This is a genomic window from Tenacibaculum larymnensis (genome assembly GCF_028829235.1).
Taxonomy (GTDB): Bacteria; Bacteroidota; Bacteroidia; order Flavobacteriales; family Flavobacteriaceae; genus Polaribacter; species Polaribacter larymnensis.
In genome coordinates, this window is sequence record NZ_JAIWJY010000001.1 from 317,119 (window position 1) to 343,597 (window position 26,479).

Annotated in this window: 28 protein-coding genes; 15 read left to right on the forward strand and 13 right to left on the reverse strand. The window is 29.7% G+C overall.

The features are described 5' to 3' along the window. The first annotated feature begins 101 nt into the window (after positions 1–101). The 7 genes from LCI24_RS01505 to LCI24_RS01535 all read left to right on the forward strand — a co-directional run bounded on the left by LCI24_RS01505 (position 102) and on the right by LCI24_RS01535 (position 6,893). Positions 102–1,076 (forward strand): LuxE/PaaK family acyltransferase, encoded by a 975-nt coding sequence (locus LCI24_RS01505; RefSeq protein ID WP_274638832.1) that lies wholly within the window; start codon positions 102–104, stop codon positions 1,074–1,076. A gap of 58 nt (positions 1,077–1,134) precedes the next feature. After that, positions 1,135–2,421 carry a D-arabinono-1,4-lactone oxidase gene (locus tag LCI24_RS01510; protein ID WP_274638833.1) on the forward strand — a complete coding sequence of 429 codons (1,287 nt, stop codon included), beginning with the start codon at positions 1,135–1,137 and terminating at the stop codon, positions 2,419–2,421. A gap of 4 nt (positions 2,422–2,425) precedes the next feature. Continuing rightward, a complete protein-coding gene (locus LCI24_RS01515; protein ID WP_274638834.1) occupies positions 2,426–3,604 on the forward strand; it encodes an alanine racemase in 1,179 nt (392 codons plus the stop codon). 54 nt (positions 3,605–3,658) lie between these two features. Continuing rightward, positions 3,659–4,114 carry a YHS domain-containing (seleno)protein gene (locus LCI24_RS01520; RefSeq protein WP_274638835.1) on the forward strand — a complete coding sequence of 152 codons (456 nt, stop codon included), beginning with the start codon at positions 3,659–3,661 and terminating at the stop codon, positions 4,112–4,114. Between the two features lies 1 nt (position 4,115). After that, positions 4,116–4,550 carry a YHS domain-containing (seleno)protein gene (locus tag LCI24_RS01525; RefSeq protein ID WP_274638836.1) on the forward strand — a complete coding sequence of 145 codons (435 nt, stop codon included), beginning with the start codon at positions 4,116–4,118 and terminating at the stop codon, positions 4,548–4,550. Between the two features lie 111 nt (positions 4,551–4,661). Further along, positions 4,662–6,308 carry a glycerol-3-phosphate dehydrogenase/oxidase gene (locus LCI24_RS01530; RefSeq protein ID WP_274638837.1) on the forward strand — a complete coding sequence of 549 codons (1,647 nt, stop codon included), beginning with the start codon at positions 4,662–4,664 and terminating at the stop codon, positions 6,306–6,308. A 93-nt stretch (positions 6,309–6,401) separates the two neighbouring features. Then, the gene (locus tag LCI24_RS01535; protein WP_274638838.1) at positions 6,402–6,893 is read left to right on the forward strand and encodes a hypothetical protein; all 492 of its coding nucleotides are present in this window, start codon (positions 6,402–6,404) and stop codon (positions 6,891–6,893) included. Positions 6,894–6,967: 74 nt separating this feature from the next. On the opposite strand, the gene LCI24_RS01540 is transcribed toward LCI24_RS01535, so the two are convergent. From LCI24_RS01540 to LCI24_RS01550, 3 genes are all read right to left on the reverse strand, one after another. Next, the gene (locus LCI24_RS01540; protein ID WP_274638839.1) at positions 6,968–8,236 is read right to left on the reverse strand and encodes an MFS transporter; all 1,269 of its coding nucleotides are present in this window, start codon (positions 8,234–8,236) and stop codon (positions 6,968–6,970) included. A gap of 3 nt (positions 8,237–8,239) precedes the next feature. After that, positions 8,240–8,899 (reverse strand): hypothetical protein, encoded by a 660-nt coding sequence (locus LCI24_RS01545; protein ID WP_099214943.1) that lies wholly within the window; start codon positions 8,897–8,899, stop codon positions 8,240–8,242. A gap of 228 nt (positions 8,900–9,127) precedes the next feature. Then, entirely contained in the window at positions 9,128–10,123 is a 996-nt protein-coding gene (locus LCI24_RS01550; RefSeq protein ID WP_274638840.1) for an NAD(P)H-dependent glycerol-3-phosphate dehydrogenase, read from the reverse strand. A 95-nt stretch (positions 10,124–10,218) separates the two neighbouring features. On the opposite strand from LCI24_RS01550, the gene dut reads away from it, so the two are divergent. Continuing rightward, positions 10,219–10,650: a dUTP diphosphatase gene (dut, locus tag LCI24_RS01555; RefSeq protein ID WP_274638841.1), complete on the forward strand. Its 432-nt coding sequence runs from the start codon at positions 10,219–10,221 to the stop codon at positions 10,648–10,650. Next, entirely contained in the window at positions 10,650–11,015 is a 366-nt protein-coding gene (locus LCI24_RS01560; RefSeq protein ID WP_274638842.1) for a hypothetical protein, read from the forward strand. The genes dut and LCI24_RS01560 overlap by 1 nt, the downstream gene beginning before the upstream one ends. Positions 11,016–11,019: 4 nt before the next feature. Here the strand turns inward: LCI24_RS01560 and LCI24_RS01565 are convergent, their stop codons facing one another. Further along, the gene (locus LCI24_RS01565) at positions 11,020–11,556 is read right to left on the reverse strand and encodes a GNAT family N-acetyltransferase (protein WP_274638843.1); all 537 of its coding nucleotides are present in this window, start codon (positions 11,554–11,556) and stop codon (positions 11,020–11,022) included. Between the two features lie 83 nt (positions 11,557–11,639). Then, positions 11,640–12,647 (reverse strand): recombinase RecA, encoded by a 1,008-nt coding sequence (gene recA / locus LCI24_RS01570; RefSeq protein WP_125066330.1) that lies wholly within the window; start codon positions 12,645–12,647, stop codon positions 11,640–11,642. A 116-nt stretch (positions 12,648–12,763) separates the two neighbouring features. Here recA and LCI24_RS01575 point away from each other — a divergent pair, with 116 nt between their 5' ends. Both LCI24_RS01575 and LCI24_RS01580 read left to right on the forward strand, forming a co-directional pair. Further along, on the forward strand, positions 12,764–13,339 hold the full coding sequence (locus LCI24_RS01575; RefSeq protein ID WP_274638844.1) for a pseudouridine synthase: 576 nt from the start codon (positions 12,764–12,766) through the stop codon (positions 13,337–13,339). Between the two features lie 31 nt (positions 13,340–13,370). After that, complete coding sequence (locus LCI24_RS01580) at positions 13,371–15,593, forward strand: T9SS type B sorting domain-containing protein (protein WP_274638845.1); 2,223 nt, start codon at positions 13,371–13,373, stop codon at positions 15,591–15,593. Here the strand turns inward: LCI24_RS01580 and LCI24_RS01585 are convergent, their stop codons facing one another. The 4 genes from LCI24_RS01585 to LCI24_RS01600 form a co-directional block, all read right to left on the reverse strand. Further along, positions 15,594–16,034, reverse strand: a complete 441-nt coding sequence (locus tag LCI24_RS01585; protein WP_274638846.1) for a GNAT family N-acetyltransferase — start codon at positions 16,032–16,034, stop codon at positions 15,594–15,596. Beyond that, positions 16,034–16,465: a ribose 5-phosphate isomerase B gene (gene rpiB / locus LCI24_RS01590; protein WP_274638847.1), complete on the reverse strand. Its 432-nt coding sequence runs from the start codon at positions 16,463–16,465 to the stop codon at positions 16,034–16,036. The genes LCI24_RS01585 and rpiB overlap by 1 nt, the downstream gene beginning before the upstream one ends. A 696-nt stretch (positions 16,466–17,161) precedes the next feature. Further along, the gene (locus LCI24_RS01595) at positions 17,162–17,326 is read right to left on the reverse strand and encodes a hypothetical protein (protein ID WP_274638848.1); all 165 of its coding nucleotides are present in this window, start codon (positions 17,324–17,326) and stop codon (positions 17,162–17,164) included. A 75-nt stretch (positions 17,327–17,401) separates the two neighbouring features. Continuing rightward, positions 17,402–18,313 carry a diacylglycerol/lipid kinase family protein gene (locus tag LCI24_RS01600; protein ID WP_274638849.1) on the reverse strand — a complete coding sequence of 304 codons (912 nt, stop codon included), beginning with the start codon at positions 18,311–18,313 and terminating at the stop codon, positions 17,402–17,404. A gap of 116 nt (positions 18,314–18,429) precedes the next feature. Between LCI24_RS01600 and rnr the strand changes: the two genes are divergently transcribed. The 3 genes from rnr (at position 18,430) to LCI24_RS01615 (ending at position 21,625) form a co-directional block, all read left to right on the forward strand. Beyond that, positions 18,430–20,625 carry a ribonuclease R gene (rnr, locus tag LCI24_RS01605; protein WP_274638850.1) on the forward strand — a complete coding sequence of 732 codons (2,196 nt, stop codon included), beginning with the start codon at positions 18,430–18,432 and terminating at the stop codon, positions 20,623–20,625. Between the two features lie 91 nt (positions 20,626–20,716). Next, complete coding sequence (locus LCI24_RS01610) at positions 20,717–21,394, forward strand: head GIN domain-containing protein (protein ID WP_274638851.1); 678 nt, start codon at positions 20,717–20,719, stop codon at positions 21,392–21,394. 33 nt (positions 21,395–21,427) lie between these two features. Beyond that, positions 21,428–21,625 (forward strand): Sec-independent protein translocase subunit TatA/TatB, encoded by a 198-nt coding sequence (locus LCI24_RS01615; protein WP_274638852.1) that lies wholly within the window; start codon positions 21,428–21,430, stop codon positions 21,623–21,625. A gap of 55 nt (positions 21,626–21,680) precedes the next feature. On the opposite strand, the gene LCI24_RS01620 is transcribed toward LCI24_RS01615, so the two are convergent. Then, positions 21,681–21,998, reverse strand: coding sequence for a heavy metal-binding domain-containing protein (locus LCI24_RS01620; RefSeq protein ID WP_274638853.1), 318 nt, complete (start codon positions 21,996–21,998; stop codon positions 21,681–21,683). 2 nt (positions 21,999–22,000) lie between these two features. Then, positions 22,001–22,927: an SPFH domain-containing protein gene (locus LCI24_RS01625; RefSeq protein ID WP_274638854.1), complete on the reverse strand. Its 927-nt coding sequence runs from the start codon at positions 22,925–22,927 to the stop codon at positions 22,001–22,003. A 133-nt stretch (positions 22,928–23,060) separates the two neighbouring features. On the opposite strand from LCI24_RS01625, the gene LCI24_RS01630 reads away from it, so the two are divergent. After that, the gene (locus LCI24_RS01630) at positions 23,061–23,459 is read left to right on the forward strand and encodes a DoxX family membrane protein (RefSeq protein WP_274638855.1); all 399 of its coding nucleotides are present in this window, start codon (positions 23,061–23,063) and stop codon (positions 23,457–23,459) included. A 143-nt stretch (positions 23,460–23,602) separates the two neighbouring features. Here the strand turns inward: LCI24_RS01630 and LCI24_RS01635 are convergent, their stop codons facing one another. Together LCI24_RS01635 and mnmG are read right to left on the reverse strand one after the other, a co-directional pair. Continuing rightward, entirely contained in the window at positions 23,603–24,496 is an 894-nt protein-coding gene (locus tag LCI24_RS01635; protein WP_274638856.1) for a class I SAM-dependent methyltransferase, read from the reverse strand. A gap of 83 nt (positions 24,497–24,579) precedes the next feature. Further along, positions 24,580–26,457, reverse strand: a complete 1,878-nt coding sequence (gene mnmG, locus LCI24_RS01640; protein WP_274638857.1) for a tRNA uridine-5-carboxymethylaminomethyl(34) synthesis enzyme MnmG — start codon at positions 26,455–26,457, stop codon at positions 24,580–24,582. Positions 26,458–26,479 lie beyond the last annotated feature (22 nt).

Genomic DNA, 26,479 nt, shown 5'->3' on the forward strand with positions numbered 1-26,479 from the left:
ATAATTGGGGGTTATTATTATTTTAATTTTCCATGGTTTATATACTAGATGAAAAAAAGTTTAAAAGGTTGCGTCGAATACTCTTACTTTTGTAAAAGTTTATGAAAAACACCATTTTTAACATACAGTCTACAGAAGATTTTAATAAAACTGCACTGCAAGTTTTTAAACATCAGTTTAAAAATAATAGGGTATATCGTTCTTTTTGTGATTTGATATACGTTCATCCATCCGATGTACATACTATTGAACAAATCCCCTTCTTACCTATTCAGTTTTTTAAAACTAGAGAAGTACTTTCATCAACAGGTGAAATCCAAGAAACTTTTACAAGCTCTGGAACTACGGGAAGTACAACTAGTAAACATTTAGTTACTGATTTGTCTTGGTATGAAACCAGTTACTTAAAAGGTTTTAAGCATTTTTACGGAAATATTGAAGACTATGTTGTGTTAGCTTTACTGCCTAATTACCTTGAGCGAAAAGGATCTTCTTTAATTTATATGGTTGATGATTTAATTAAGCGTTCTAACCATTCTGAAAGTGGTTTTTATCTTAATAACCTTGACGAACTTGCTAAAAAACTCATACAATTAGATAAACAAAACAAGAAAGTATTATTAATTGGTGTTTCTTTTGCTTTATTAGATTTAATTGAGCAGTATGAATTCAATCTATCCAATACCATTATTATGGAAACTGGTGGAATGAAAGGAAGAAGAAAAGAACTTATTCGTAACGAATTACACACAATTTTAAGTAATGGTTTTGGTGTAAATACAATTCATTCTGAATATGGAATGACAGAGTTGTTAAGTCAAGGATATTCAAAAGGAAACGGTATTTTTAACTGTCCTCCTTGGATGCAAATATTAACTCGTGATACAGAAGATGCCTTAACTATTTTACCTAAAGGAAGATCTGGTGGAATTAATGTGATTGATTTAGCTAACTATAACTCTTGTTCTTTCATCGCTACACAAGATTTAGGAAAAGTATATCAAGACAACAGTTTTGAAATTATTGGTCGTTTTGATAACTCTGATATTCGTGGTTGTAATTTAATGGTTTTATAATCCTTTTTTATTTTTTGCTATCTTACCTTGCTATTAACCTCTATTAGTTCAAGGTATTATGAAAAACTGGGCAGAAAATGTACAGTGGAGCCCATCTGCTGTTGCATTTCCTCATTCGGAAAATGAAATTCAGCAACTTGTTTTAAAAGCTATTCGATTTAACCAAAAAATTCGAGTTATTGGTTCTGGACATTCTTTTACTTCTTTATGTAGTACTGATGAAATATTGGTGACTCTCGATAATTTTCAAGGACTCATTTCAATTAATAAAGAAAAAAATCAAGCCACTGTAAAAGCAGGAACGAAACTTTCTTTATTAGGAGAACTTCTTTTTAAAGAAGGATTAGCCATGGAAAATATGGGCGATATTAACGTTCAGTCAATCGCAGGAGCTATAAGTACCGGAACACATGGAACTGGTGTAAATCTTAAATCTATCAGTAACCAAGTTATTGGGTTAAAATTTGTGAATGGGAAAGGAGAAATTATTGAGTGCTCCACCACAAAAAATACAGAACTATTTAAAGCTACTCAGGTATCTTTAGGGTGCTTAGGAGTTATTACGGAAGTTACTTTACAGTGTGTACCTGCCTACAAACTAAAACTTCAAAACAAAAAAGAGAAGTTAAGCAATGTTTTAGCAACTTTAAATGAACGAAATTCCCAAAATAGAAATTTTGAGTTTTACTGGATTCCTTATACAAATACTGCCTGGACCAAAACTTCAAACATTGTTGAAGATTCTGAACCTGATAAAGTAAACTTTTTTAATTATTGGACTGAATATATACTTGAAAATCACGTTTTTAAGTTAATGTGTGAGTTTGCAAAAGTTTTTCCATCACAGAATAAAACAGTAGCTAACATTACTGCGGCCAGTATTAGCAATGTAAAAAAAGTATATCACAGTCATAAAGTATATGCAACACAACGAATGGTAAAATTTCATGAAATGGAATACAATATTCCGGCAGAAACTTATCAAGATGTATTTAAAGATGTGCAGAAAATTGTCAATTCAAAGAAATTTAATATTCATTTTCCTATTGAAAATCGCTGGGTTAAAGGTGATGATATATACATGAGTCCTGCTTACAATAGAGATTCTGCTTATATCGCATGCCATGTATATAATAAAAAAGATAGCAGTGCTTATTTTGCTGCTTTAGAAGAAGTATTTAAAGCCTATGACGGAAGACCTCACTGGGGTAAAATGAATACGTTTAACACAAAAGAAATTGCAAAAGCATATCCAAAATTCACGGAGTTTATGACTTTCAGAAAAGAACATGATCCAGAAAACATATTTATGAATCCGTATCTCCAAAAATTGTTAGGTATTTAATACTATGGATGCTTATTTTAAAACCTTAAATAAAGAGCTAAAAAACTATCAACGAGCCATTCCTTGTTTGTTAGTAGATTTAGATATTTTAGATGAAAATATTGCAGAAGCGCTTTCTAATTTTAGAAAGGATGCTTCGCTCAGAATTGTAGTAAAATCATTGCCTTCAGTTCAATTGATTGAATATATCTTACAAAAAACAAACTCAAATAAGCTGATGGTTTTTCATCAACCTTTTTTAACAGATTTAGCCTCTCAATTAGATAACAAAGCAGATGTTTTACTCGGTAAACCTATGCCGATAAAGACTGCAACATATTTTTATAACAACTTACCTCAAAAACACAACGGATTAAATCCGTACACACAAATTCAATGGTTAGTAGATACTACTAAAAGAATTGAAGAATACGTTAATTTAGCTAAAAAACTCAATCAAAAATTGCGATTGAGTATTGAAATTGATGTTGGGTTACATCGTGGAGGTTTTTCTTCCGTAGAAACCTTAAAAAAAGGATTATCAATCATTGAAAACAATCAAGACTTTGTGAAGTTTTCAGGGTTTATGGGCTATGATCCTCATGTGGTAAAACTTCCAAAGATTATTCGTTCTCAAAAAAAAGCATCACATTTAGCAAATCAATTTTACGAGCAATGTAAAAAATTAATTAAAAATGATTTCCCAGAACTATGGAATAATAACTTAACCTTTAACGGAGCTGGAAGTCCTACCTTAAAATTGCATAAAGAACAAAATTCTCCAATAAACGATATTGCTATTGGTTCATGTTTTGTAAAACCTACAACGTTTGACATTCCTTCCTTAAAAAACTATAAACCAGCAGCATTTATAGCTACTCCTGTTTTAAAAACTTTTTCAAATACAACGCTTCCAGGTTTAGAAAAACTAAAACAATTTTTTACAAAAAAGTCAGCTTTTATTTACGGTGGATTTTGGAAAGCTGATTATTACTATCCAAAAGGCATAAAACAAAATAATTTATTTGGTGCATCTACCAATCAAACCATGATTAATATCCCGAAAAGTGAGTCTTTACAAGTAGATGATTTTGTGTTCTTAAGACCACACCAAAGTGAATTTGTTTTTTTACAATTCGGAGAAATTTTACCTATTAGAAACGGTAAAATTCAACAGCCTTGGCAATTATTAAATAATTTATGATTGTATTTGTAATGTTTATTGTTTTTTGTCGACTACCTTCAAAATCTACAAACAATGAAAAACTTTTTTACACTACTTTTAATAGTAGTTTCTACTGCGTTATATGCTCAAAAAACAGATTATAATACCAAAAAAGGCTACGTAGCCGAAGGGTACGATGTTGTTTCTTACTTTACAAATGATGAACCCGTAGAAGGAAAAAAGAAGTTTCAAACAACATATGACGGAGCAAAATTCAAGTTTTCCTCAGAAAAAAACTTATCCCTATTTAAAGAAAATCCAACAAAATACATTCCTCAATATGGAGGGTATTGTGCGTACGCTGTAGCTGCTAAGAAAACAAAAATGTACATTGACGCTGAGTCCTATGAAATTAGAGATGGTAAACTATACCTTTTTTATAGTTCTTGGATTTCTAGTAAACTTGATGATTGGAAAAATGGTGATACTAAAAAGTTACAAGCTCAGGGTGATATAAACTGGGAGGAACTAAAACATAAAAAAGATTAACATGAAACATTTTTTCATCTTCTTTCTGTTTTTTTCAAGTATTGTCTTCTCACAAGAATACAATACTAAAAACGGAGTAATCGCTAAAGGCTATGATGTGGTAAGTTATTTTAATCATAAAGCCGAAAAAGGAAATAAAAAATTTACGACTAAATATAATAACGTTTCCTTTCGTTTTTCATCAAAAGAAAATTTAACCACTTTCCTTAAAAATCCTGAAAAATACAATCCTCAATATGGTGGATATTGTGCTTATGCCATTGGTAAAACAGGTGAAAAGGTGGATATTGATCCGAAAACTTTTGAAATACGAGATGGTAAATTGTATTTATTTTATAACTCTTGGGTAACCAATACTTTAAAAATGTGGTTAAAAGAAAACCCTGAAGAGCTCAAAAAACAAGCAGATGTTAATTGGAAAAAATTGAATCGTTAGTTTAGATTTAATAGTTGCGGGGGCGACTTCTAAAAGGGCTGATAATTTCAGCTCTTTTTTTATACTTATCGTTTCTTTTTATTCTTATTTTTGGTTGATAAAAACAGCTCTATGAATAATTTCTCTTCTTTCAATAGAAAAAACATTCAACAAGAATTACAAACTACCGAATTTGATATTCTAGTAATTGGTGGCGGTATTACTGGTGCAGGTATTGCTTTAGATGCAGCATCACGCGGAATGAAAGTCGCTTTAATTGAAAAAAACGACTTTGCTTCGGGTACTTCGAGTAAATCTACCAAATTAATTCATGGAGGTTTACGCTACTTAAAGCAGTTTGATTTTTGGTTGGTAAAAGAAGTGGGTACCGAACGTGCTATTGTTCATAAACTAGCACCACATTTGGTAATTCCTGAAAAAATGATTTTACCGTTAATTGAAGGTGGAACTTACGGTTCTTGGTTAACATCTATTGGACTTAAAGTTTATGATGTTTTAGCTTCTGTTGAAGGAGACGATAAACGTAAAATGCTTGATAAAAAAGAAGCCTTAGAAAAAGAGCCTTTGTTACCAGAGAATATTTTAAATGGTGCTGGTTTTTATGCTGAATATCGTACTGATGATGCACGTTTAACTATAGAAGTTTTAAAAACAGCAAGTCAATACGATGCTCAAATACTTAACTACACACGTGCAGATGAGTTTATCTATGAAAATAAACGTGTGATAGGTGCTAAAGTAACAGATACTTTTACTGATGAAAGTTATGATATCAAAGCTAAATATGTAGTAAATGCAGCGGGGCCATGGGTAGATGAATTACGTCAGATAAACAATTCAAAAATTGGAAAGCGTTTGCATTTAACCAAAGGAGTTCACCTAGTTGTTCCGCATGAAAAATTACCAGTAAAACAATCTGTGTATTTCGATATTCCTGATGGCCGTATGATGTTTGCTATTCCTCGTGGAAAAGTAACTTATTTTGGAACTACCGATACCAATTATCAACAAGATAAAGACACCGTTGAAACCTCAATGGTTGATGCTTTATATTTAATTGAAGCAGTAAATAACATGTTTCCAGATATTCAATTAACTATTGATGATATTCAGTCTTCATGGGCAGGATTACGTCCGTTAATTCACGAAGAAGGAAAATCAGCTTCAGAATTATCTAGAAAAGATGAAATTTTTGTATCAGATACCAAGTTAATTTCAATTGCTGGAGGAAAATTAACAGGTTACAGAAAAATGGCAGAACGTATCGTGGATATTGTTGCTAAAAAAATGAAACGTCGTTTTGACGTTGAATTTGATTCAATTCAAACTGAAGAAATCGTTTTATCAGGAGGACCTTTTCAAAATTATAAATCGGTAAAATTATATATAAATCAAATTTATAAACGCATAAAACCATTTGGCTTTTCTGAAAAAGATGCCAGTTATTTAGTACATAACTATGGTAAACAAACAGAACTTATTTTAGATAAGTTTGATGAGTTAAATGAAGAAAATATACAAGAGCGTTTGTTAAAAGCTGAGGTGTGGTTTACTATAAAACATGAAATGACCTGTACTCCTACCGACTTTTTTATGCGAAGAACTGGTCGTTTGTTTTTTGATAAACCTAGCGTTGACCTTTATAAAAACCTTGTTATTCAAGAATTTACAAACCGTTTTAAGTGGGATAAAAATACAACTTTAAAGCACCAACAAGAATTAGACAAGAAAATAGATTTAGCCATAAATTTTAACTAGTTTCTTATACGTAAAATTAAACGAGTATCATATCTTTGGCGACTGCTAAAATTGGCTACGTAAAAGGTTTGTACAATTAATTTTTTAAGTAATATGAAACAACTAGTACTTGTATTTTTTCTATTAACCACTCTTATAGCAAAAAGTCAAACTAATATTATTTCTAATTCAGATTTTGACAATATTAAAATAAATAATATTGCTTTAACTGAAATAAAAAAGACCTTTGGTAAACAAGCAAAAGTAGAATCTTTATTAGGTGCAACTACTTCTTATGAAGATAATGGCTTTTACTATTATTTTAGATTTAATGGGTTAAAACTTGATTTTTCTACTTCAGGTAGAAAGCCTTATATTGAATCTTTAGATATTCTAAATAGTGAAGCTACCTTTACAATTAAAGGGATTACAGTAACTATAGGAGATCCTATTAGTAAACTAGGTGAAGTTGCCTTAAGTACTGGTAGAAACGGATCTAAAAGTATTTTATATGCTGAATGTGATAGTTGTGATGTTTTTATTAATATCGCTTTTGATCAAGCAACTAAAAAAATTACAAAAATCAATTATTTCGATATGTCGTAATTGATTTAAAAAATCATACTAAAAAGCCCATAAACTGAGTTTATGGGCTTTTTTATATCTGTATAGTTGCCTTATTATTCTTCCTTCTCGTGTTCTTCTAAATCTTTAGTTAGGTCTAATTTTCGAAGCGTTGGGTTTACAATTCCTGTTGTAACAACTGTAATTAAGGTCATAGTTCCACCAAAAACTACTGCTGTTACTGTTCCCATTAATTTTGCTGTTACACCGCTTTCAAAAGCTCCTAATTCGTTAGAAGAACCAACAAACATAGAGTTTACTGAAGCTACTCTACCGCGCATATGATCGGGTGTTTTTAATTGTAAAATAGTTTGACGAATTACCATCGAAACTCCATCGGTTACACCGCTAAAGAATAGAGCTACAATAGAAATCCAAAAAATGGTTGATAAACCAAATACTATAATACAAATTCCGAAGCCAAATATAGCCGCTAAAAGCTTCATTCCTGCATTTCTGCTAATAGGTATATAAGCAGTCACTAACATTGTTAAAAAGGCTCCTATAGCTGGTGCTGCACGCAATGCACCAAAACCTTCTGGTCCTACTTTTAATATATCTTGAGCATATACTGGTAATAATGCTACCGCTCCACCAAACAGCACCGAAATCATGTCTAAGGTTAGTGCTCCTAAAATAGCTTTTGTCTTATACACAAAGCGTACTCCTTCTTTTAAACTTTTCATTACTGGTTCACCAATCTTAGGATTTAAAATTGGTTTCTTTTTAATGAAAAATACTGTTAGAAATGATACTGATACTAATCCGAAGACAATGCATAACGACCAATGTACTCCAATCCATGAAATAGTTAACCCTGCAAAAGCAGGTCCTAGTACAGAAGCAATTTGCCATGTTGAACTACTCCAAGTAGCTGCGTTTGGATATAGTTTTTTAGGTACTATTAAAGCTATTAATGAAAAAATAGTAGGTCCGAAAAACGAACGTAATAATCCGCCAAAAAATACCAAAGCATAAATAGCGTAAAGTACAGTGTTTTTATTCCAGCCTTCAATAAAACTAGGCAATGTTAAAAAGAACAGTCCCAAACTAATCAATGAAAATAAACCAATACACAAGGCTAATAGATTTCTCTTTTCTTTTTGATCTACAATATGACCTGCAAATAATGCCATGGATACTGCTGGAATTACTTCCATTAAACCTATGATTCCTAACGATAATGGATTTTTAGTAATACTGTATACTTGCCATTCGATAATAATGAATTGCATTGACCATGCAAATACTAAGGCAAAGCGTACTAAAAGAAAAATATTAAACTCTTTGATTCTTAGGGATGCGTAGGGGTCTTTTTTCTCCATAAATTAATTTAATTTCAAGTCCATTAAAATGGCAAATGTTTCATTAACATCTCTTTCTTTTACCACTATGGTCATTTCGTGTGTCGTAGAAATTACTTCTTGTACAGCAATATTTGCCCAAGCAAATTGCTTTAAAATAAAGTAATAAATACCTGATTGATCTAGATTTCCTTTTGGAAGTTTTATGGTTATAGAAGCTAAGTCATTCACATTATTTATTAAAGCTTCTTTCTTAAAAATTTCTTCAACAAAAGGTTTTAAGTTTTTACTTGTAACAATATTTGTTTCAAAAATACCTTGAGAAACCGTTAAAAAATAATCTTTACTATCTGCAGATTTACTTAAAATTTTAGCAATTTCTTTTAATAACGACGTAGTGTTTTTAAAAGTAAAATCGCACAAATCTGAGCGTACAATTACATCTCCCAAATTCAATGCAAGTCGTTTTATATTTTTACGAACTCTTAATTCATTTGCTGGAGATAACCTATTAATAGCCATCATAACTGCACCAACTTTTACCTCTTTTTTTAACAGTTTAGAAACTTCTGGTAAAATTTCTCTTGCTAACGATGATACATTAATTAACTTCTCATTTAGAGCTTCTTCTATAAAAGGAGTTTTTCTGATGGTGATTTCAACAGCTTCTTGAATTGTTTTCATGTTTGTTTAGTTTTAAACTAAAAGTAACAAAAATACAATTAATAGTGAATTTATACTATATTTTTAATTTGTAATATATTTAATTAAAATCTTTGTTAATCAGATTTTTAAACTAAATTTGTCAATATTGTATCTTGTTACAAGACCTATACACAACTCAATTATAGAAGCGATTGATGGGGCTTCTTAATTTTTATTAAGAAGGATTATTTGTACAAATGCAAACAACTAATCTAATCTATTTGTTAACTTTAAAAACTCATCTTTCGCTTCTTTCTTGTCGTATAAAACGTTATAAACAGCGTCGATTATAGGAGTTTTAGCTTTATTTTTTTGATTAATTTTATATGCACTTTTTGTTGCGTAGTATCCTTCAGCAACCATACTCATTTCTAACATAGCAGATTTTACAGTGTAGCCTTTTCCTATCATGTTTCCAAACATTCTATTTCTACTAAATGTTGAATATCCAGTAACTAATAAATCACCCAAATATGCTGAATTATTAATATTTCGCTTCATTTTATGAATCTTTTTAATAAAGCGTTTCATTTCACGAATACCATTACTCATTAATACCGCTTGAAAGTTATCTCCATAACCTAAACCATGAGCAATTCCTGCTGCTATGGCATAAATATTTTTCAACATTGCTGCATATTCAGTACCAATAATATCATCTGAAATTTTGGTTTTAATATAACGTCCTGCTATAGCTTTGCTAAGCTTTTTTGCCTTTTTTTCATCTTGACAAGCCAGTGTTAAATACGATAAACGTTCCATTGCTACTTCTTCTGCGTGGCATGGTCCTGATATTACTCCAATATTTTCATATGGTATATTATATAGTGAATGAAAATGTTCTCCAACAATTAATCCTGATTCTGGAACAATTCCTTTAATAGCAGAAAAAATAACTTTATTCTCTAAAGATGTTGTTAGTTTTTCTAATTCTGCGTTTAAAAAAGCTGAAGGAATAGCAAAAATTAACACATCGTAATTTTCAATAATATGGTTTATATCTTCAGACAAATCTAATTGTTCTGGGTGTAATTCTGCAGAACTTAAATAACTAGGATTATGTTTGTTACGTTTAATATGTTCAATAGCATAAATGCTGCGCATATACCAACCAATAGTTTCTAAGTTTTCAGATAACATTTTAACAATAGCTGTTGCCCAACTTCCACCTCCTAAAACGGCTATTCTAGTTTGATTGCTCATAAGTAGTATTTGTTTGTATTACAAAATTAAGAAATCTATAAACGACTCTCTAAACTTAAAGGTTATTATATTTGAAAATTGAAAATCAAGAACACATGAATGTACAAATTATAAACAAATCTAAACACCAAACTCCAGCATATGAAACCGAGGGTTCTGCAGGTATGGATTTGCGTGCTAATATAGATGCAGCTATTACTTTAAAACCTTTAGAAAGAGCTATTATAAAAACTGGATTATTTATTGCCCTCCCTGTTGGCTATGAAGCTCAAGTTCGTCCTCGTAGTGGACTTGCAGCTAAAAAAGGAATTACAGTATTAAACTCTCCTGGAACTGTTGATGCAGATTACCGTGGTGAAATAGGGGTTATTTTAGTTAATTTATCTAATGAAGAGTTTGTAGTAAATGATGGTGAGCGTATTGCTCAATTAATTATAGCAAAACACGAACGTGTAAATTGGCAAGAAGTAACTATTTTAGATGAAACTGAGCGTGGAGCAGGAGGTTTTGGAAGTACTGGAGTATAATGGAAGAACCTAATTTACAACCCTTACGAATTACTTCTGGTTGGAAAATAGAATGGAATTTATTTTATGAAGTAGATCCTTCAGAAGGTTTTATGCATTATTTAGACTCAAGTTCTTTATTGCATCTGACTAATCACCAACTTATGAGAGCTATTAATTTAGATTTCAGACCAGAAAATGACCTTAACGGTCTTTTTTATCTTAGAGTTATAAATCTTACTGAAGTTAAAAATCCTAAGACTCAAAAAACAGATTACAAAGGTGATTGGGAAAACTTATATTTTGAGTTATCTTCAAAAAATAGGTTAGAAATTGTTAAGGAAATTGAACGTTTGGTAGTACAAATACCACCCTACAAACAATAGTAATTTACAATACTTTACATACCTGACTCATTTTTCGAACTTCATCAAACAATAATTCAAAATCTAAAAAACAGTGTGAATGATATTGGTACCCAAGTTTTTTATAGAATTCAAAGGCTTGCGGTTGCTCATCCATAGTATCTAACCATATCAATTCATATTGTTTTTTTATAGCTTCTTCTTCTAACCAAGCCAATAATTGCTTACCAACACCTTTACCTTGGGTGTTTTTATGTAAATAAATTCGATGGAGTTTTAATGACTTCTTATTCTCTAGTCCTAAGAGTTTCATATCCCACAAGACTCTGAAAATACCCACTATTTCTGCATTAAAAAGAACAAAGTAATAGCTTGTATTATCTTCTGATAATTCTTTTTCTAGATTAATTTTAGAAAATTGACTTTGAACATACCATTCTCCTGCATCTTTCCAAAAATGTTTATATGCTGCTTTGTATACATCGTTCATTAAGGTTTTCAGAACTTCAAAATCTTCAACCTTAATTTCTTGTAATTGTGTGGTATTTGAGATTCTAATCATATCTTATTAATAAAAAAAGCTGCTCTAATAAACAGAACAGCTTTTTAAAAATAGTAATAGTTTGAACTTTAAATTTAAATTACTTATTCTTGATTTTCAATAGCTTCTTTAATTTTATTTTCTAGCTCTTCCATTAATTCAGGATTGTCTTTAATAACACCTTTAACAGCATCTCTACCCTGACCTAATTTAGTGTCTCCATAGCTAAACCATGAACCACTTTTCTTTATTATTCCATATTCTACTCCAATATCTAAAACTTCACCAACTTTTGATATTCCTGCACCATACATAATATCAAATTCAGTTTGTTGGAATGGTGGAGCTACTTTATTCTTTACAATCTTAACTTTAGTACTGTTACCAATTACTTTATCGCCATCTTTAATTTGTGTTCTACGACGAATATCTAAACGAACAGATGCATAGAATTTTAAAGCATTACCTCCTGTTGTAGTTTCTGGGTTACCAAACATAACTCCAATCTTTTCACGTAACTGGTTAATAAATATAACAGTACAGTTTGTTTTACTAATTGTACCTGTTAATTTACGTAAGGCTTGTGACATTAAACGTGCATGAAGTCCCATTTTAGAGTCCCCCATTTCACCTTCAATCTCAGATTTTGGTGTTAATGCTGCAACCGAGTCAATAACAACAATATCAATAGCACCTGAACGAATTAAGTTATCAGCAATCTCTAAAGCCTGCTCACCATGGTCTGGTTGAGAAATAATTAAGTTATCAACATCCACACCTAAACTTTCAGCATAAAAACGATCAAAAGCATGTTCTGCATCAATAAAAGCAGCAATACCCCCTGCTTTTTGTGCTTCTGCAATTGCATGTATTGTTAAAGTTGTTTTACCTGATGATTCTGGTCCGTAAATTTCTATAATTCTTCCACGAGGATACCCTCCTACTCCTAAGGCTAAATCTAATCCTAAAGAACCTGACGATATTGCATCTACATCTTCTACTTGGCTATCTCCTAACTTCATTACGGTTCCTTTACCGTACGTTTTATCTAACTTATCTAGTGTAAGTTGAAGCGCTTTTAATTTCGCTTCTTTTTCTTTATCTGCTGCCATAAATCGTGCTAATTATTTTAAGTAATAAGAACGGCTAAGTTATGAAAAACTAGCTTTAATATCCTATCTTTTTATGTTACATTTTGTAATATTGTGCTTCTTAAAAAAAAGAAAAGATGTCAACCCATCGTCACTTCATGATTTACAAACCTTATGGTTTTTTATCACAATTTATTACCAATCAAAAAAAAGGAGGTAAACATAAATTGTTAGGAGAATTACATGATTTTCCTGAAGGAACTATGGCTGTAGGTAGATTAGATGCAAAATCGGAAGGTTTATTGTTATTAACAACTGATGGAAAAGTAAGTGATTTTATTACTACTAGAGGCGGAGTTGAAAAGGAATATTATGTTCAATTAGATGGTGTTATTACTTCAGAGGCCGTTAAACAATTACAAAAAGGAGTAGAAATTGGATTTGATGGAAAAAAATATCAAACCAAACCTTGTAAAGTTAAGTTAATTGATACTCCAGATTTACCTGAACGTTCTAAAAAAATTCGCGATGCTCGTCATGGTCCTACACCTTGGATATCAGTTACCTTAACTGAAGGAAAATTTAGACAAGTACGTAAAATGACATCTGCTGTTGGTTTTCCTACACTTCGCTTGGTACGAGTTCGTGTTGGTGATATTTTATTAGGTAATATGCAAGTAGGTGAAGTAAGAGAAGTTGAGGAATTGATTTAGTTTATTATTTTTACAGCTTTATAAAAAGCTAATGAAAAAAATATTACCTACTTTATTTTCTATTTTCTCCATATTTTCTTACTCACAAAACACATATGTTCCCGATGATGGTTTTGAACAACATTTAATTGATTTAGGCTATGATTCTGGTCCTTTGGATGACTTTGTTCCCACTAATAATATCAGTACTGTAACCGACCTATCAATATCAGGAAATGCTACTTATATATGGGAAATAAAATCCTTACAGGGTATTGAAGACTTTATCGCTTTAGAAAAATTAACTATTGAATTAAATGAAGTTGTGACTATTGATCTTTCTAGTAATACCAATTTGATAGATTTACGTATTTATAGTGATTCAATGCTTCAAAATTTGAATATTTTAAATAATAGTAAACTAGAAAATTTTCACTGTATTAACACTAGTATAAGTTCAATTGATTTATCAAATAATATTAACATTAAAGATTTAACTATAGGAAATTCTAGTATTACAGAATTAGATTTAACTAACAATACTAAAATTGAAAAACTTAATTTAAGTCACGGAATTTTAGAAAAAGTAAATTTTAAAAACTGTAATAATTCATCTATTACTCAATTTTCTTGTATTGGTAATCCTAATTTAACCTGTTTTCAGGTAGATAATGAAAATTATAGTAAAACTAATTGGGTAGATATTGATGACAACTCTGTGTTTAGTAGTAATTGTGCCGCTCCTCTATTAACCTATGTACCCGATGATAATTTTGAACAAGAATTAATAAACCTTGGATATGATTCTGGTCCTTTAGATGACTATGTGTTAACTAGTAATATTGAAAATATACTAGAATTAGAAATTCAAGAAAAAAATATTGCTGACTTAACAGGTATACAAGATTTTAAGAGTTTAACAAAACTTATATGTTATACTAATTCTATTACCTCTATAAATCTCGATAACCTTAAAAATTTAACACATTTAAATATATCAGAGAATAATCTTACAACACTAGATATTAGTAATAATTTAAAATTAATTGATCTATTTTGTAGTGATAACTTACTTGATGAAATAGATGTTAGTGATAATATCAAGTTAGAAAGATTGGTGTGTTCTCTAAATAAAATAAAGGATTTAGACATATCTAGGAACTTAGATCTATATCTTTTATGGTGTGAACATAATCTACTAAATCAATTAAGTTTATCATTAAATAAAGATTTAAAAAGATTAAGTTGTGGAGGTAATTTATTTACTAGTATAGATGTATCAAATAATAATATATTAGAAGAATTCTATGCTCCTGATGGAAATTTAGAGTCATTAGATTTATCTAATAATCCAAAAATAAATTACTTCGTTGTATCTAACAATAAACTCACTTTTTTAGACTTAAGAAATGGTGCTAATCAAAATATACCAGGAAACAGTTTTAATACAACAAATAATAATTTGGATTGTATTCTTGTTGATGATAAAAATTTTAGTGAAGTAAATTGGATTTCTATTGATGCTACATCTACTTTTATTAATAATGAATCAGAATGTAATAAAACTACATGTACTATTACAGTAGATACTTTTAATGATGTTATTACCTGTGATAATTACTCTTTACCTAATTTATCTAATGGTAAATATTATACACAAAGTGAAGGAAATGGAAATCAATTAATCTCTGGAGACATTATAACTTCATCACAAACAATTTTTATATACAATGAAGATCCTAACAATCCTTCTTGTTTTAATGAATCCTCTTTTCAAATTACTATTAATAATTCACCTGATGTTGATATTTTAAATGATGTTTTTGCTTTTAATGAATTTACTTTACCTAATCTAACAAACGGAAATTATTATACTGAATCTAAAGGAAATGGAAATCAATTAATCTCTGGAGATATTATAACTTCATCACAAACAATTTTTATTTATAATGCTAATCCAGCCAATTTAAATTGTAATAATGAAAGTAGTTTTACTATCACTATTGAACAAAAAAATATTACTATACCAAATTTCTTTACTCCAAACAACGATGGTGATAATGATACTTGGGTTGTAAACGCTAATAACAATCTTATTAAATATATTTATATTACTGATAGATTTGGTAAAATAGTTGGCAAAATAAAACCAAATACAGTTGGTTGGAATGGCTTATATAATGGAAAACCATTAGCTAGTAATACTTACTGGTACCAAATAATCTTTACTAATGGAGAAACTAAAAATGGTGCTTTTGCTTTAATTAGAAAATAATTAACCTTTTATCATTCTAATATGTGGAATTCCATCTTCTAAATAGCCTTCAACTACTTGTTTAAATCCATGAGATTCATAGAATTTTTGTAAATAGGTTTGTGCTGAAATGGTAATAGTTGTTTCATTATAGTTATCAACAATTGCTTTTATAGATACTTTAATTAAATCGTGTCCATAACCATATTTGCGTTCACTTTCCTTTACTACTACCCTACCAATACTAGGTGTATCAAAATATTCACCACTATTAAACAATCGTGTATAAGCTATTATTTTTCCTTCTTTTACACCTATAACATGTAATGCCTTTTGATCTTTACCATCAATATCTTGATAAACACAATCTTGTTCAACAACAAAAACTTCAGAACGTAATTGAAGTAATTCATATAGTTCTGAAGTTGTTAATTCTTGAAATGTTTTTACTGTAAAATTCATTAACAGCAAGCTATTTTATTTACTCTTTTAGCATGACGACCACCTTCAAATTCAGTAGATAGGAAAATCTTTACAAAACCTAAGGCTTGTTGTAACGATACAAAACGCGCAGGAATTGTTAAAATATTAGCATCATTGTGCTGACGTGTTAATTCAACCAATTCATTATTCCAACATAAAGCAGCACGAACTCCCTGATGCTTATTAGCAGTCATTTGTGCTCCATTACCACTTCCACATAAAATAATTCCCATTTCAGCTTGTCCTGTCTCCACAGCTTCAGCAGCTGGATGGATTGTATCTGGGTAATCCATACTATCGGTTTCATTTGTACCAAAGTTGATTACTTTATGTCCTAAATCTTCTAAAAGTTTAACTATTTCAAATTTGTATTCGGTACCTGCGTGGTCATTTCCTACAGCGATTGTCATAATTTGTTGATTTTAATTCAGTTGTGAGTTACAAAAATACAGTTATTCACGGTTATCAACAGTAATTAACAATGCTTTTTTTAGCATTCTTAATAACCTCTTTAAAATTAAGGGGTTAAACTACATTAACTAATTGTTAAGAACTAGTAGTAGATTCTGAAAAGAAAATTTGATTTTCTAGATATTTTTTACAATACAAGAACAAGAATTAATTATGCAACTTTTTTTTTGAGATTTTAATGAACATTTATCAACATTAAATTAACCCTTTTTTTACATTGAAAATAAAATTAACTATTCATAATTTTTAGTGAATTGCTGTTTATAACTTTTGTTAATAACTCTATTTTATAGTTGATTTTTAAGATTTTATTTGACTAATAACTTGTTTATTTATTTTAATAAGTCACTTAACCAAAAATTAAATCCACTTTTTATTCTACATATTAACAGACTATAATAACAATCATTTCTTTTTTTAAATTTTTAAAACTTCTTTTATTAATAATATAATATGTTAATAACAGTTTTTTTGAAGTTTAAATTTCAAAGGATTTTACTATTAAATAAGAATTGAGTAGTAAGAACTAAAACTAAAGAAGATGTTTTTTCCTTTAGTTATGTTTGGGCAAATTGCGAAAAATAAGGTTTAAATACTACGTTTGTTGATAAGTGCTCATAAGTGAAGAAAAGGGCTTAAACAGCTTTTTTAGAAGCTTTCATAAGGTAAATAGTATCTTTAGTTACTACTTCATATGGAGTTTTCTTGTTTAAAGTCGTGTTTATACTTACTACAGTAACGATAATTCCTGTAATAAATATAAAAATAAACAGCGCTATTATTTTACGTAAGTTTTTCATTTATAACGACTTTCTTATTATAAAGACGGATGAGTTTAAGAAACGTTACAGTTTTATTAAGTTTTTTTTAACTTTTTAAGGAATTACTATTCGAATAGCGCTTTTAATAATACTAACTTTAACTTCTCCTTTACCTATCAACTCTCCATCTGCTTGAATATAAGAAAGATCATTCTTGTTTTGTGGAGTTATTAACAAAGAGTTAGTCACATGTGTTTCTACTTTTTTATGCTGAAGAATCTTTCCATTATATAATTTCTTTATTGAAAATAATAAGTCCAAAAATGATAGATTTTTAGCGATTGTTATATCAAATAAACCATTATTAGAGTCTTTAAAATCAGTTAATTGCATACCTCCTGCAGAATACTTACATATACCAAATAAAGTCATTAAACACTTTGTTTCAATGATTTTGTTGTTAATAGCTATTTTAAAAGTAGTTTTTTTATAGAGTAATAAACCTGCTATACCGCTTAATAAGTATGCAATAGGTCCAAATCTCTTCAATTTATTCAACTTATTAACAACATATCCGTCATAGCCAATACCTGCAACATTATTAAAATAAGAAGTAGTATTAGCTAATTCTAAATAACCAATATCTTGAAAAACAGTATTTTCCTGTTTTATTAAATTAACTGAAGCTTTTATATTTTTTGGTATATTATAAGTTTTAATCCAATCATTACCAGTACCTAAAGGGATAACTGCAACTGTTATTTCTTTTGAATTTATTGTGTTTTGAGACATAATCCCGTTAATAACGTGATGTAAAGTGCCATCACCACCAACAGAAATTATTTTATTATAACCTTTCTTAATAGCTTGTTGAACAATTAATTTTTCATGATTTGAATATTCTGTTTTTGTATACTCATAAGTTATGTTATTAAACTTTAATTCCTGTTGAATATCAGACCAATATTTATTGAATTTACCATTACCAGCAACGGGATTCACAATAACAAACCAAGAATTATTCATACAAATACATTAAATAAAGAGCGGTAAAGTACAAAATGAATTTATAACAGTTATTTAAATAACTAGCATTAATTTTATTTGTACTTTGGTAAAAATTTAAATAAGACGAAAGATTAATGACTAGAAAGAAAAAAATCTACAAAAAAAAGGGTAAAGTAATTAAAGATCTTACCCGAAACATTTTCAAAATACTTAACGAAGACAGTAATAAATACTACAATTATAAACAGATTGCTGCCAAATTAAAAGTTTCTGATACTGATGGTAAGAATCAAATTATTAAGAAACTAGCAGAATTAACCGCAAATAAAAAGATTAAAGAAGTTGATAGAGGTAAATATCAAATAAATGAAGACCGTAAATATCATGTAGGTACACTTGACGCTACTTCTAACGGTAATGCCTATTTTATTTGTGATGATTTTGAACATGATATTTTTGTACCTTCAGTAAACTTAGGTAAAGGTTTACATAACGATACTGTAAAAGCCTATGTATATAAAAAGCGTAGAAGTAATAAACTTGAAGCCGATGTTGTAGAAATTATTGAGAGGGCAAAAACTGAATTTGTTGGTGTATTACAAATGAATAAAAATTTCGGATTTGTTATACCTGACAGTAATAGAATGTATGCTGATATCTTCATCTCTCAAAGTAAATTAAATGGAGCTAATGATGGTGATAAAGTCGTTGCTGCAATGACTGATTGGCCAGAGAATTCTAAAAATCCGTTTGGAAAAATTACTCAAGTTCTAGGACGACCAGGAGATCATGATACAGAAATCCATTCTATTTTATTAGAGTATGGTTTACCTTATGAATTTCCTGCAGAAGTAGAAAAAGAAGCATCAGAATTACCTATTGAAATTACGAATGAAGAAATTGCTAAACGTAGAGATATGCGTGGTGATTTAACCTTTACAATTGATCCAAAAGATGCTAAAGATTTTGATGATGCTTTATCATTCACGAAACTTGAAAATGGTAATTATGAAATAGGAATCCATATAGCCGATGTATCTCATTATTTACAGCCTAAAACTATTTTAGATGACGAAGCTTACGACCGAGCTACTTCTGTATATCTAGTTGATAGAGTGGTACCAATGCTTCCTGAAATGTTAAGTAACGGAGTTTGTTCTTTACGACCAAATGAAGAAAAACTAACTTTTTCAGCAGTTTTTGAAATAAATGAGAAAGCACAAGTTATTAACCAATGGTTTGGAAGAACAGTTACATATTCTGATAAACGTTTTGCATATGAAGAAGCACAAGCAATTATTGAAAATAAGAATAATATTATTCCAGCTGATGTTTCTTTAACAGGAGAAGCTTATGAAGTTGACGAAAATATTGTTGAAGCTACATTAAAACTAGATGAATTAGCTAAAAAGATGCGTAAAAAACGTATGAAATCTGGAGCTATTTCTTTTGATAGAGTTGAAGTTAAGTTTCATTTAGATGAAAACGCTAATCCAACAGGTGTTTTCTTTAAAGAAGCTAAAGACGCTAATAAATTAATTGAAGAGTTTATGTTATTAGCAAATAAAAAAGTAGCAGAATTTGTTGGGTTATCAGCAGGAAGACCAAGTAAGAAAACATTTGTATATCGTGTACATGATGAACCAGATGTAGAAAAATTAGCTTCATTACAGAACATTGTTAGCAAATTTGGATATAAAATCAACACAGAAACACGTCAAAAAACATCTGATAGTTTAAATAAATTATTATCAGACGTTCATGGTAAAGGAGAAGCCAATATGGTAGAAACCTTAGCAATACGCTCAATGAGTAAAGCTGAATATACTACACAAAATATAGGTCACTACGGATTAGCTTTTGATTATTATAGCCACTTTACTTCACCAATTCGTCGTTACCCTGATGTAATGACACATCGTTTATTACAACACTATTTAGATGATGGAAATTCACCAAAAGCTGAAATTTATGAAGAGAAATGTAAACACTCTTCAAAAATGGAAGAATTAGCATCAAAAGCAGAAAGAGATTCTATCAAATATATGCAGGTTAAATACATGCAAGATCATAAAGATCAAGAATTTGAAGGTGTAGTTTCTGGTGTTACTGAATGGGGAATTTATGTTGAAATCAAATCTAATAAATGTGAAGGTATGGTTCGTATAAAAGATATTAAAGATGATTATTATATCTTTGACGAAAAACAATATGCTGTGATTGGACAATCAACCAAGAATATGATTCAATTAGGTGATGAAGTAGTAGTAAAAGTTAAACACACCGATTTGGAACGTAAACACCTTGATTTCAACCTTATTTCACACTAATTTGTACAGTTTTAAACAATAAAAATTAAGATTTTACTTTATAGTATTGGTATAATTATTGGTTATACTCAATTAACTAATGGAATTTATTATGAAGAAGTTAGCAATATTAAGTTTGTTTTTGATGACCGTTTTAGCATCAGCTCAAACAACCATAACTAAGAATTTAGGAGACTTTTCAATTGTAAAAGTGTATAATGGAATAGATTTAAAACTTGTTAAATCTGATGTTTCTAAAATTATAGTTACTGGTGAAAAAACAGATAAGGTTAAAATTAAGTTGGATGGAACTACTCTAAAAATATTATTGAGATTCCCTGAAACTACTGCAGATGGTAAAGTAAAAGCAACATTATATTACAATAAAACTTTATCAATTATTGATGCCAATGAAGGAGCAACGATTACAGGTAAAGACATTAAACAGCAAAAAGTTGAAATTAGAGCTCAAGAAGGAGCTTTTATTAACCTTGTAGTTAATGTTAAGCATTTGAATGTAAAAAGCTCTTCAGGAGCTGTAATTAGGCTTTCTGGTGCAACTAAGAATCAAAATGTAAATGCTGATTTGGGTGGAATGTATCATGGATACAAATTATTAGTAGAAGAAATGACTACTGTAAAAGCTGGATCTGGATCTAAAGTAGAAGTACAATCAGGAGAAACCTTAGATGCTAAAGTATCGTTTGGTGGTTCAATTTTTTACAAAGGAAAACCAGAAGTATTTAGAGACAAAAAAGTAATTGGTGGAGTAATTGAACACCGAAGTTAATTTCGTATCTTTGTTGCGCAAAATTTAATAAAAATGAATTTACTTACTATATTTTTAGGAATGATCGGACCATGGCAAATAGCTATTGTCGTTGCATTAGTATTATTATTATTCGGAGGTAGAAAAATTCCTGAATTAATGCGAGGTTTAGGAACAGGTATCAAAGAATTTAAGGATGCTACTAAAAATGAAGATGAAGAAAAAACAGATAAAGTAGAAGATAAGAAATAAGATATCTATTATAAAAAGAAAACCGAAACATTTAATGTTTCGGTTTTTTATTTAATTAAAGTTTTACGGCTGTTCCAGAAGCAGTAACCATAAGCATACCTCCATTGGCACCTACGGTTTCATAATCTAAGTCAATTCCAACAACTGCATCAGCTCCTAACATTTGAGCTCTTTCAGACATCTCCTTCATAGCTATTTCTTTAGCTTCTCTTAGAACTTTTTCATATGATCCAGATCTACCTCCTACAATGTCTCTAATACCGGCAAAAAAGTCCTTAAAAATGTTCGCACCTATAATTGTTTCACCTGTAACAACACCTAAATATTCTTTAGCAGGTTTATTTTCTAATGATGGTGTAGTAGATAATATCATAATTATTCTTTGTCTTTATTTTCTTGTGCTTTCTTCATAGCCTCACCAATTTGATTACTAGCTGTAAAGCTCGCTACCATATCATTCAACATATTACTACCTGCTTGTGGTGAATTAGGTAATAAAATTAAGTTACTGTTCGTTTCTTCACCAATAGATTGTAAAGTATCGTAGTGTTGTGTAACAACAATTAATGCAGATGCTTCTTGGCTGTTAATACCAACTTTATTTAATACTTCTACAGATTCTTCTAAACCACGAGCAATTTCTCTACGTTGATCAGCAATACCTTGCCCTTGTAAACGCTTACTTTCAGCTTCAGCTTTTGCTTTTTCAACAATTAAAATACGTTGAGCATCTCCTTCAAATTGTGCTGCTATTTTTTCACGCTCAGAAGCATTAATACGGTTCATTGCTGCCTTTACTTGTGCATCAGGATCAATATCTGTTACTAAAGTTTTTATAATATCATAACCATAATCAGCCATTGCATCGTTTAATTCAGTTTTTACAGCAATTGCAATATCATCTTTTTTAACAAATACATCATCTAACTTCATTTTAGGCACTTCTGCACGTACTACATCAAAAACATAAGATGTAATTTGATCATGAGGATAATCTAGCTTATAAAAAGCATCATATACCTTATCACGAATTACTTTATATTGTACAGAAACTTTTAATTTCACAAATACATCATCCAAGGTTTTTGTTTCAACAATTACATCTAACTGTTGAATCTTTAAGCTTAGTTTACCTGCTATTCTATCAACAATAGGAATTTTTAATTGTAAACCAGAGTGACGAATGCTTTGAAAGCGACCAAAGCGTTCAACAATTGCAGCAGTTTGTTGCTTAACAATAAAGAATAATGATAAGAATACTAGAATACCGACAACAATTACCGGATACATGTAAATTGACATAGTTTTTAATTTTTAAAATGTTAGTAATTTTTTTTGATAAAGATACTACTTAATAGTAGATATTTATAAGACGAATTTTATTTGAATTGTTACAATTCTTTTTTAAAAATTATATTTGTAAAAAATCAATTATATGGAACTTATACAACAAAGCATAACAGAAATTTTAATTCTACTTTTTTTAATTGTTACTTTTTTACAATCAGGAATTGATAAAGTAACAGATTGGAAAGGAAACTTATCTTTTATTAAAGGACACTTTAAAGATTCTCCTTTAAAAAACTCAGTACCTCTTTTATTGGCAGTAATTTTAGCTATGGAATTATTAGCTGGTGCTTTAATGTTTGTTGGAATTTTTCATTTATCAACAACAGGTAATCATAATATAGCTTTAATAGGAGCAGAATTATCAGCAGTAACATTAATCTTTTTATTAATTGGTCAACGATTAGCAAAGGATTATGCTGGCGCTATGACATTAGCAGTTTACTTTATAATCGCAATTTTAGCAGTATATTTATTAAATAGATAAAAACTATTTTATTATTATTTAATGATAATATTTATTTATTAAAAAACCTCTTAAAAATTGACTTTTAAGAGGTTTTTTAATTTTAGTAAGGTATTTGTATATTATAATATAAAAAACTAGTTAAAATAGCTTTAAATTGAGTTTTATACATTTTTTATGATGTAAATTAAAGAAGAGTATTCACCAGAACGACTTGCCTTTACATTTGACTTTAATCCTGTTAAAAAAGCTTGAAATGGTCTTGATTTTTTTGTCTTATATTTTTCCGATAATAAAGAAACATAAAAAGAATCAAATTTCATTGGTAGTGTTTTTTTAACTTCCATTCCAACCAAAGAAAATATTTTTGAAATTGATGTTTTTGAAAAGTGCCATAAATGTCTTGGAACATCATAAGCAGCCCAAAACTCTTTGTAGTGTTTTGCATCAAAGCTTTGATAATTTGGAACAGCAATAATTAAAATACCGTTTGGTTTTAAAAGCAATTTTAATTGCTTTATATATTCCGTTAAATTAGGAATGTGTTCTAAGACATGCCAAAGTGTAATAACATCAAATTGTTTGTTTTCTATTTTTGAAAGATCTTCTAAAAGATGTATGTTTTTATTCTTAGCAAAAACTCTTGCTTTTTCAGATGGTTCAACACCAGTAATTTTCCAACCACCATTTTGACACACTTTTAAAAAATCACCTGTACCAGCACCGACATCTAAAATTAATTTGTCTTCTGTATTAAAAGAATTAATCAATTTTAGTTTTTTCTTTAAAGTATAGTTTTTTACAAATTGATATGTTTTATCAAAAAGAGAAGTCTTACTATCCGTATGTGAAATATAATCTTCACTAACATAGTATTTTTCTAAGTTATTAGGTACAGGAGAAGTTACTAACATATCGTAATCTTCATTTATCATAACCTCATAACTCTCTTTTGATACTGTATGGTCAATACAGTTTAAAAAAGGTTTTAAGTTCTTGTAGAACTCTTTTTCTGAAATCAAATTAATAAATTGTGTTGAGTGTTCCTTGTGGAACATTGGTTTTTGGTTAAACAATTATACATAAAAAAATAAAACGTTCCACATGGAACATTTTATTTTTTGTAAATCTAAATTAGAATTTATCTACCCATGTAAACAAGTAAGACAGAAATATCACTAGGTGAAACGCCACTTATTCTACTCGCTTGTGAAATTGAAGTAGGTTGTATTTTAGATAATTTTTCTCTTGCTTCATATGATAGAGATTTTACTTTACTATAATCAAATGTAGAAGGAATAGGTACGTTTTCTAATCTATTTAATTTGTCTGCATTATTCTTTTCTTTTTCGATATAACCAGAGTATTTTAAATGGATTTCAACTTGTTCTATAATTTCATTATCAATTCCATTTTCTTTAATATAGTTTTCAAGCTTATCAATAGATCTAAAATCAGAAAACGTTAATTGAGGTCTAGCAGCAATTTTATACAATTTCATAGATTGATTAATTGTTGCTAAATTTTTACTTTCTAAAATAGGATTAACATCTTCCTTAGTAATACTTAATTTAGTAATGAAGTCTATTAAGTTTTGAGTTTTATTCTTCTTCTCTTCTACCCTACCCATCCTTTCTTGAGAAGCTAACCCTAGGTTATAAGCTTTTTCCGTTAAGCGTAAATCGGCATTATCTTGTCTTAATAATGTTCTATACTCAGCACGTGAAGTAAACATTCTATATGGCTCTTCTGTCCCTTTAGTAATTAAATCATCAATTAAAACTCCAATATAAGCCTCACTTCTTTTTAAGATAAATGGTTCTTTATTTTGGGTTTTTAAAGCTGCATTTACACCAGCCATTAAACCTTGTGCTGCTGCTTCTTCATAACCTGTTGTACCATTAATTTGACCAGCAAAAAATAAGTTATTAATTAATTTAGTTTCTAAGTTATGTTTTAACTGAGTAGGTGGAAAATAATCATATTCTATAGCGTAACCATATCTAAAGAACTTTACGTTTTCAAATCCAGGGATAGCACGTATTGCTTTATCTTGAATATCTTCTGGAAGTGATGTTGAAAATCCGTTTACATAAATTTCAACTGTGTTCCATCCTTCTGGTTCCACAAATATTTGATGACGCTCCTTTTCTGCAAAACGATTAATCTTATCTTCTACAGAAGGACAATAACGAGGTCCTGTTGATTTAATTCTACCGTTAAACATTGGAGAACGTTCAAAACCCTCACGAAGTAAATCGTGTACTTCTGGATTGGTGTAAGTAAGGTAACAAGAACGTTGTTTTGTTAATGTTTTTGTTATTGGTAAATAAGAGAATTTTTCTGGAGAATCATCACCAGGTTGTTCAGTCATTTTAGAGTAATCTAAAGAGCGTCCGTCTACACGAGGTGGAGTTCCTGTTTTCATTCTGCCAGCTTCAAAACCTTTAGTAACTAAATCTTCTGTAATACCAGTTGAAGCTCCCTCACCTGCTCTACCACCACCAAATGTTTTTTCACCAATATGAATTAATCCATTTAAAAAAGTACCAGCTGTAACAATTACAGTTTTAGCTTTTATTTCTAAACCTAAAGCAGTTTTAACTCCTGTAATAGTATCACCATCAAACAATAATCCATTAACAGAATCTTGATAAAAATCTAAGTTTTCTGTTTGTTCTAACATCGTTCTCCAGCACTCTGCAAATTGCATTCTGTCAGATTGTGCTCTAGGACTCCACATAGCAGGTCCTTTTGATTTATTAAGCATTTTAAACTGTATAGCTGTCTTATCAGTTACAATAGCGCTATAACCTCCTAATGCATCAATTTCTCGTACTATTTGTCCTTTTGCAATTCCACCCATAGCAGGATTACAACTCATTTGAGCAATGTTTTGTAAGTTCATTGTAATTAACAAAGTGTGTGCTCCCATGTTTGCACTTGCTGCAGCTGCTTCGCTACCAGCGTGTCCACCTCCTACTACAATTACATCGTATGTTGTATTAAATAAACTCATTTTTTATAATCAGTTCCACGTG

Excerpts from the sequence above, each read along its gene's own strand:
- LCI24_RS01585 (WP_274638846.1), bottom strand. The coding sequence starts at position 16,034 with ATGAATTTTACAGTAAAAACATTTCAAGAATTAACAACTTCAGAACTA.
- LCI24_RS01625 (WP_274638854.1), bottom strand. The coding sequence starts at position 22,927 with ATGTCAATTTACATGTATCCGGTAATTGTTGTCGGTATTCTAGTATTC.
- rpiB (WP_274638847.1), bottom strand. The coding sequence starts at position 16,465 with ATGACAATCGCTGTAGGAAATGACCACGCAGGTACCGAATACAAATTT.
- LCI24_RS01530 (WP_274638837.1), top strand. The coding sequence starts at position 4,662 with ATGAATAATTTCTCTTCTTTCAATAGAAAAAACATTCAACAAGAATTA.
- LCI24_RS01550 (WP_274638840.1), bottom strand. The coding sequence starts at position 10,123 with ATGAGCAATCAAACTAGAATAGCCGTTTTAGGAGGTGGAAGTTGGGCA.
- LCI24_RS01575 (WP_274638844.1), top strand. The coding sequence starts at position 12,764 with ATGTCAACCCATCGTCACTTCATGATTTACAAACCTTATGGTTTTTTA.
- LCI24_RS01565 (WP_274638843.1), bottom strand. The coding sequence starts at position 11,556 with ATGATTAGAATCTCAAATACCACACAATTACAAGAAATTAAGGTTGAA.
- LCI24_RS01535 (WP_274638838.1), top strand. The coding sequence starts at position 6,402 with ATGAAACAACTAGTACTTGTATTTTTTCTATTAACCACTCTTATAGCA.
- LCI24_RS01525 (WP_274638836.1), top strand. The coding sequence starts at position 4,116 with ATGAAACATTTTTTCATCTTCTTTCTGTTTTTTTCAAGTATTGTCTTC.
- LCI24_RS01515 (WP_274638834.1), top strand. The coding sequence starts at position 2,426 with ATGGATGCTTATTTTAAAACCTTAAATAAAGAGCTAAAAAACTATCAA.
- LCI24_RS01505 (WP_274638832.1), top strand. The coding sequence starts at position 102 with ATGAAAAACACCATTTTTAACATACAGTCTACAGAAGATTTTAATAAA.
- LCI24_RS01630 (WP_274638855.1), top strand. The coding sequence starts at position 23,061 with ATGGAACTTATACAACAAAGCATAACAGAAATTTTAATTCTACTTTTT.
- LCI24_RS01635 (WP_274638856.1), bottom strand. The coding sequence starts at position 24,496 with ATGTTCCACAAGGAACACTCAACACAATTTATTAATTTGATTTCAGAA.
- recA (WP_125066330.1), bottom strand. The coding sequence starts at position 12,647 with ATGGCAGCAGATAAAGAAAAAGAAGCGAAATTAAAAGCGCTTCAACTT.
- rnr (WP_274638850.1), top strand. The coding sequence starts at position 18,430 with ATGACTAGAAAGAAAAAAATCTACAAAAAAAAGGGTAAAGTAATTAAA.
- LCI24_RS01510 (WP_274638833.1), top strand. The coding sequence starts at position 1,135 with ATGAAAAACTGGGCAGAAAATGTACAGTGGAGCCCATCTGCTGTTGCA.
- LCI24_RS01540 (WP_274638839.1), bottom strand. The coding sequence starts at position 8,236 with ATGGAGAAAAAAGACCCCTACGCATCCCTAAGAATCAAAGAGTTTAAT.
- LCI24_RS01600 (WP_274638849.1), bottom strand. The coding sequence starts at position 18,313 with ATGAATAATTCTTGGTTTGTTATTGTGAATCCCGTTGCTGGTAATGGT.
- LCI24_RS01620 (WP_274638853.1), bottom strand. The coding sequence starts at position 21,998 with ATGATATTATCTACTACACCATCATTAGAAAATAAACCTGCTAAAGAA.
- LCI24_RS01545 (WP_099214943.1), bottom strand. The coding sequence starts at position 8,899 with ATGAAAACAATTCAAGAAGCTGTTGAAATCACCATCAGAAAAACTCCT.
- LCI24_RS01610 (WP_274638851.1), top strand. The coding sequence starts at position 20,717 with ATGAAGAAGTTAGCAATATTAAGTTTGTTTTTGATGACCGTTTTAGCA.
- LCI24_RS01520 (WP_274638835.1), top strand. The coding sequence starts at position 3,659 with ATGAAAAACTTTTTTACACTACTTTTAATAGTAGTTTCTACTGCGTTA.
- LCI24_RS01595 (WP_274638848.1), bottom strand. The coding sequence starts at position 17,326 with ATGAAAAACTTACGTAAAATAATAGCGCTGTTTATTTTTATATTTATT.
- mnmG (WP_274638857.1), bottom strand. The coding sequence starts at position 26,457 with ATGAGTTTATTTAATACAACATACGATGTAATTGTAGTAGGAGGTGGA.
- dut (WP_274638841.1), top strand. The coding sequence starts at position 10,219 with ATGAATGTACAAATTATAAACAAATCTAAACACCAAACTCCAGCATAT.
- LCI24_RS01560 (WP_274638842.1), top strand. The coding sequence starts at position 10,650 with ATGGAAGAACCTAATTTACAACCCTTACGAATTACTTCTGGTTGGAAA.
- LCI24_RS01580 (WP_274638845.1), top strand. The coding sequence starts at position 13,371 with ATGAAAAAAATATTACCTACTTTATTTTCTATTTTCTCCATATTTTCT.
- LCI24_RS01615 (WP_274638852.1), top strand. The coding sequence starts at position 21,428 with ATGAATTTACTTACTATATTTTTAGGAATGATCGGACCATGGCAAATA.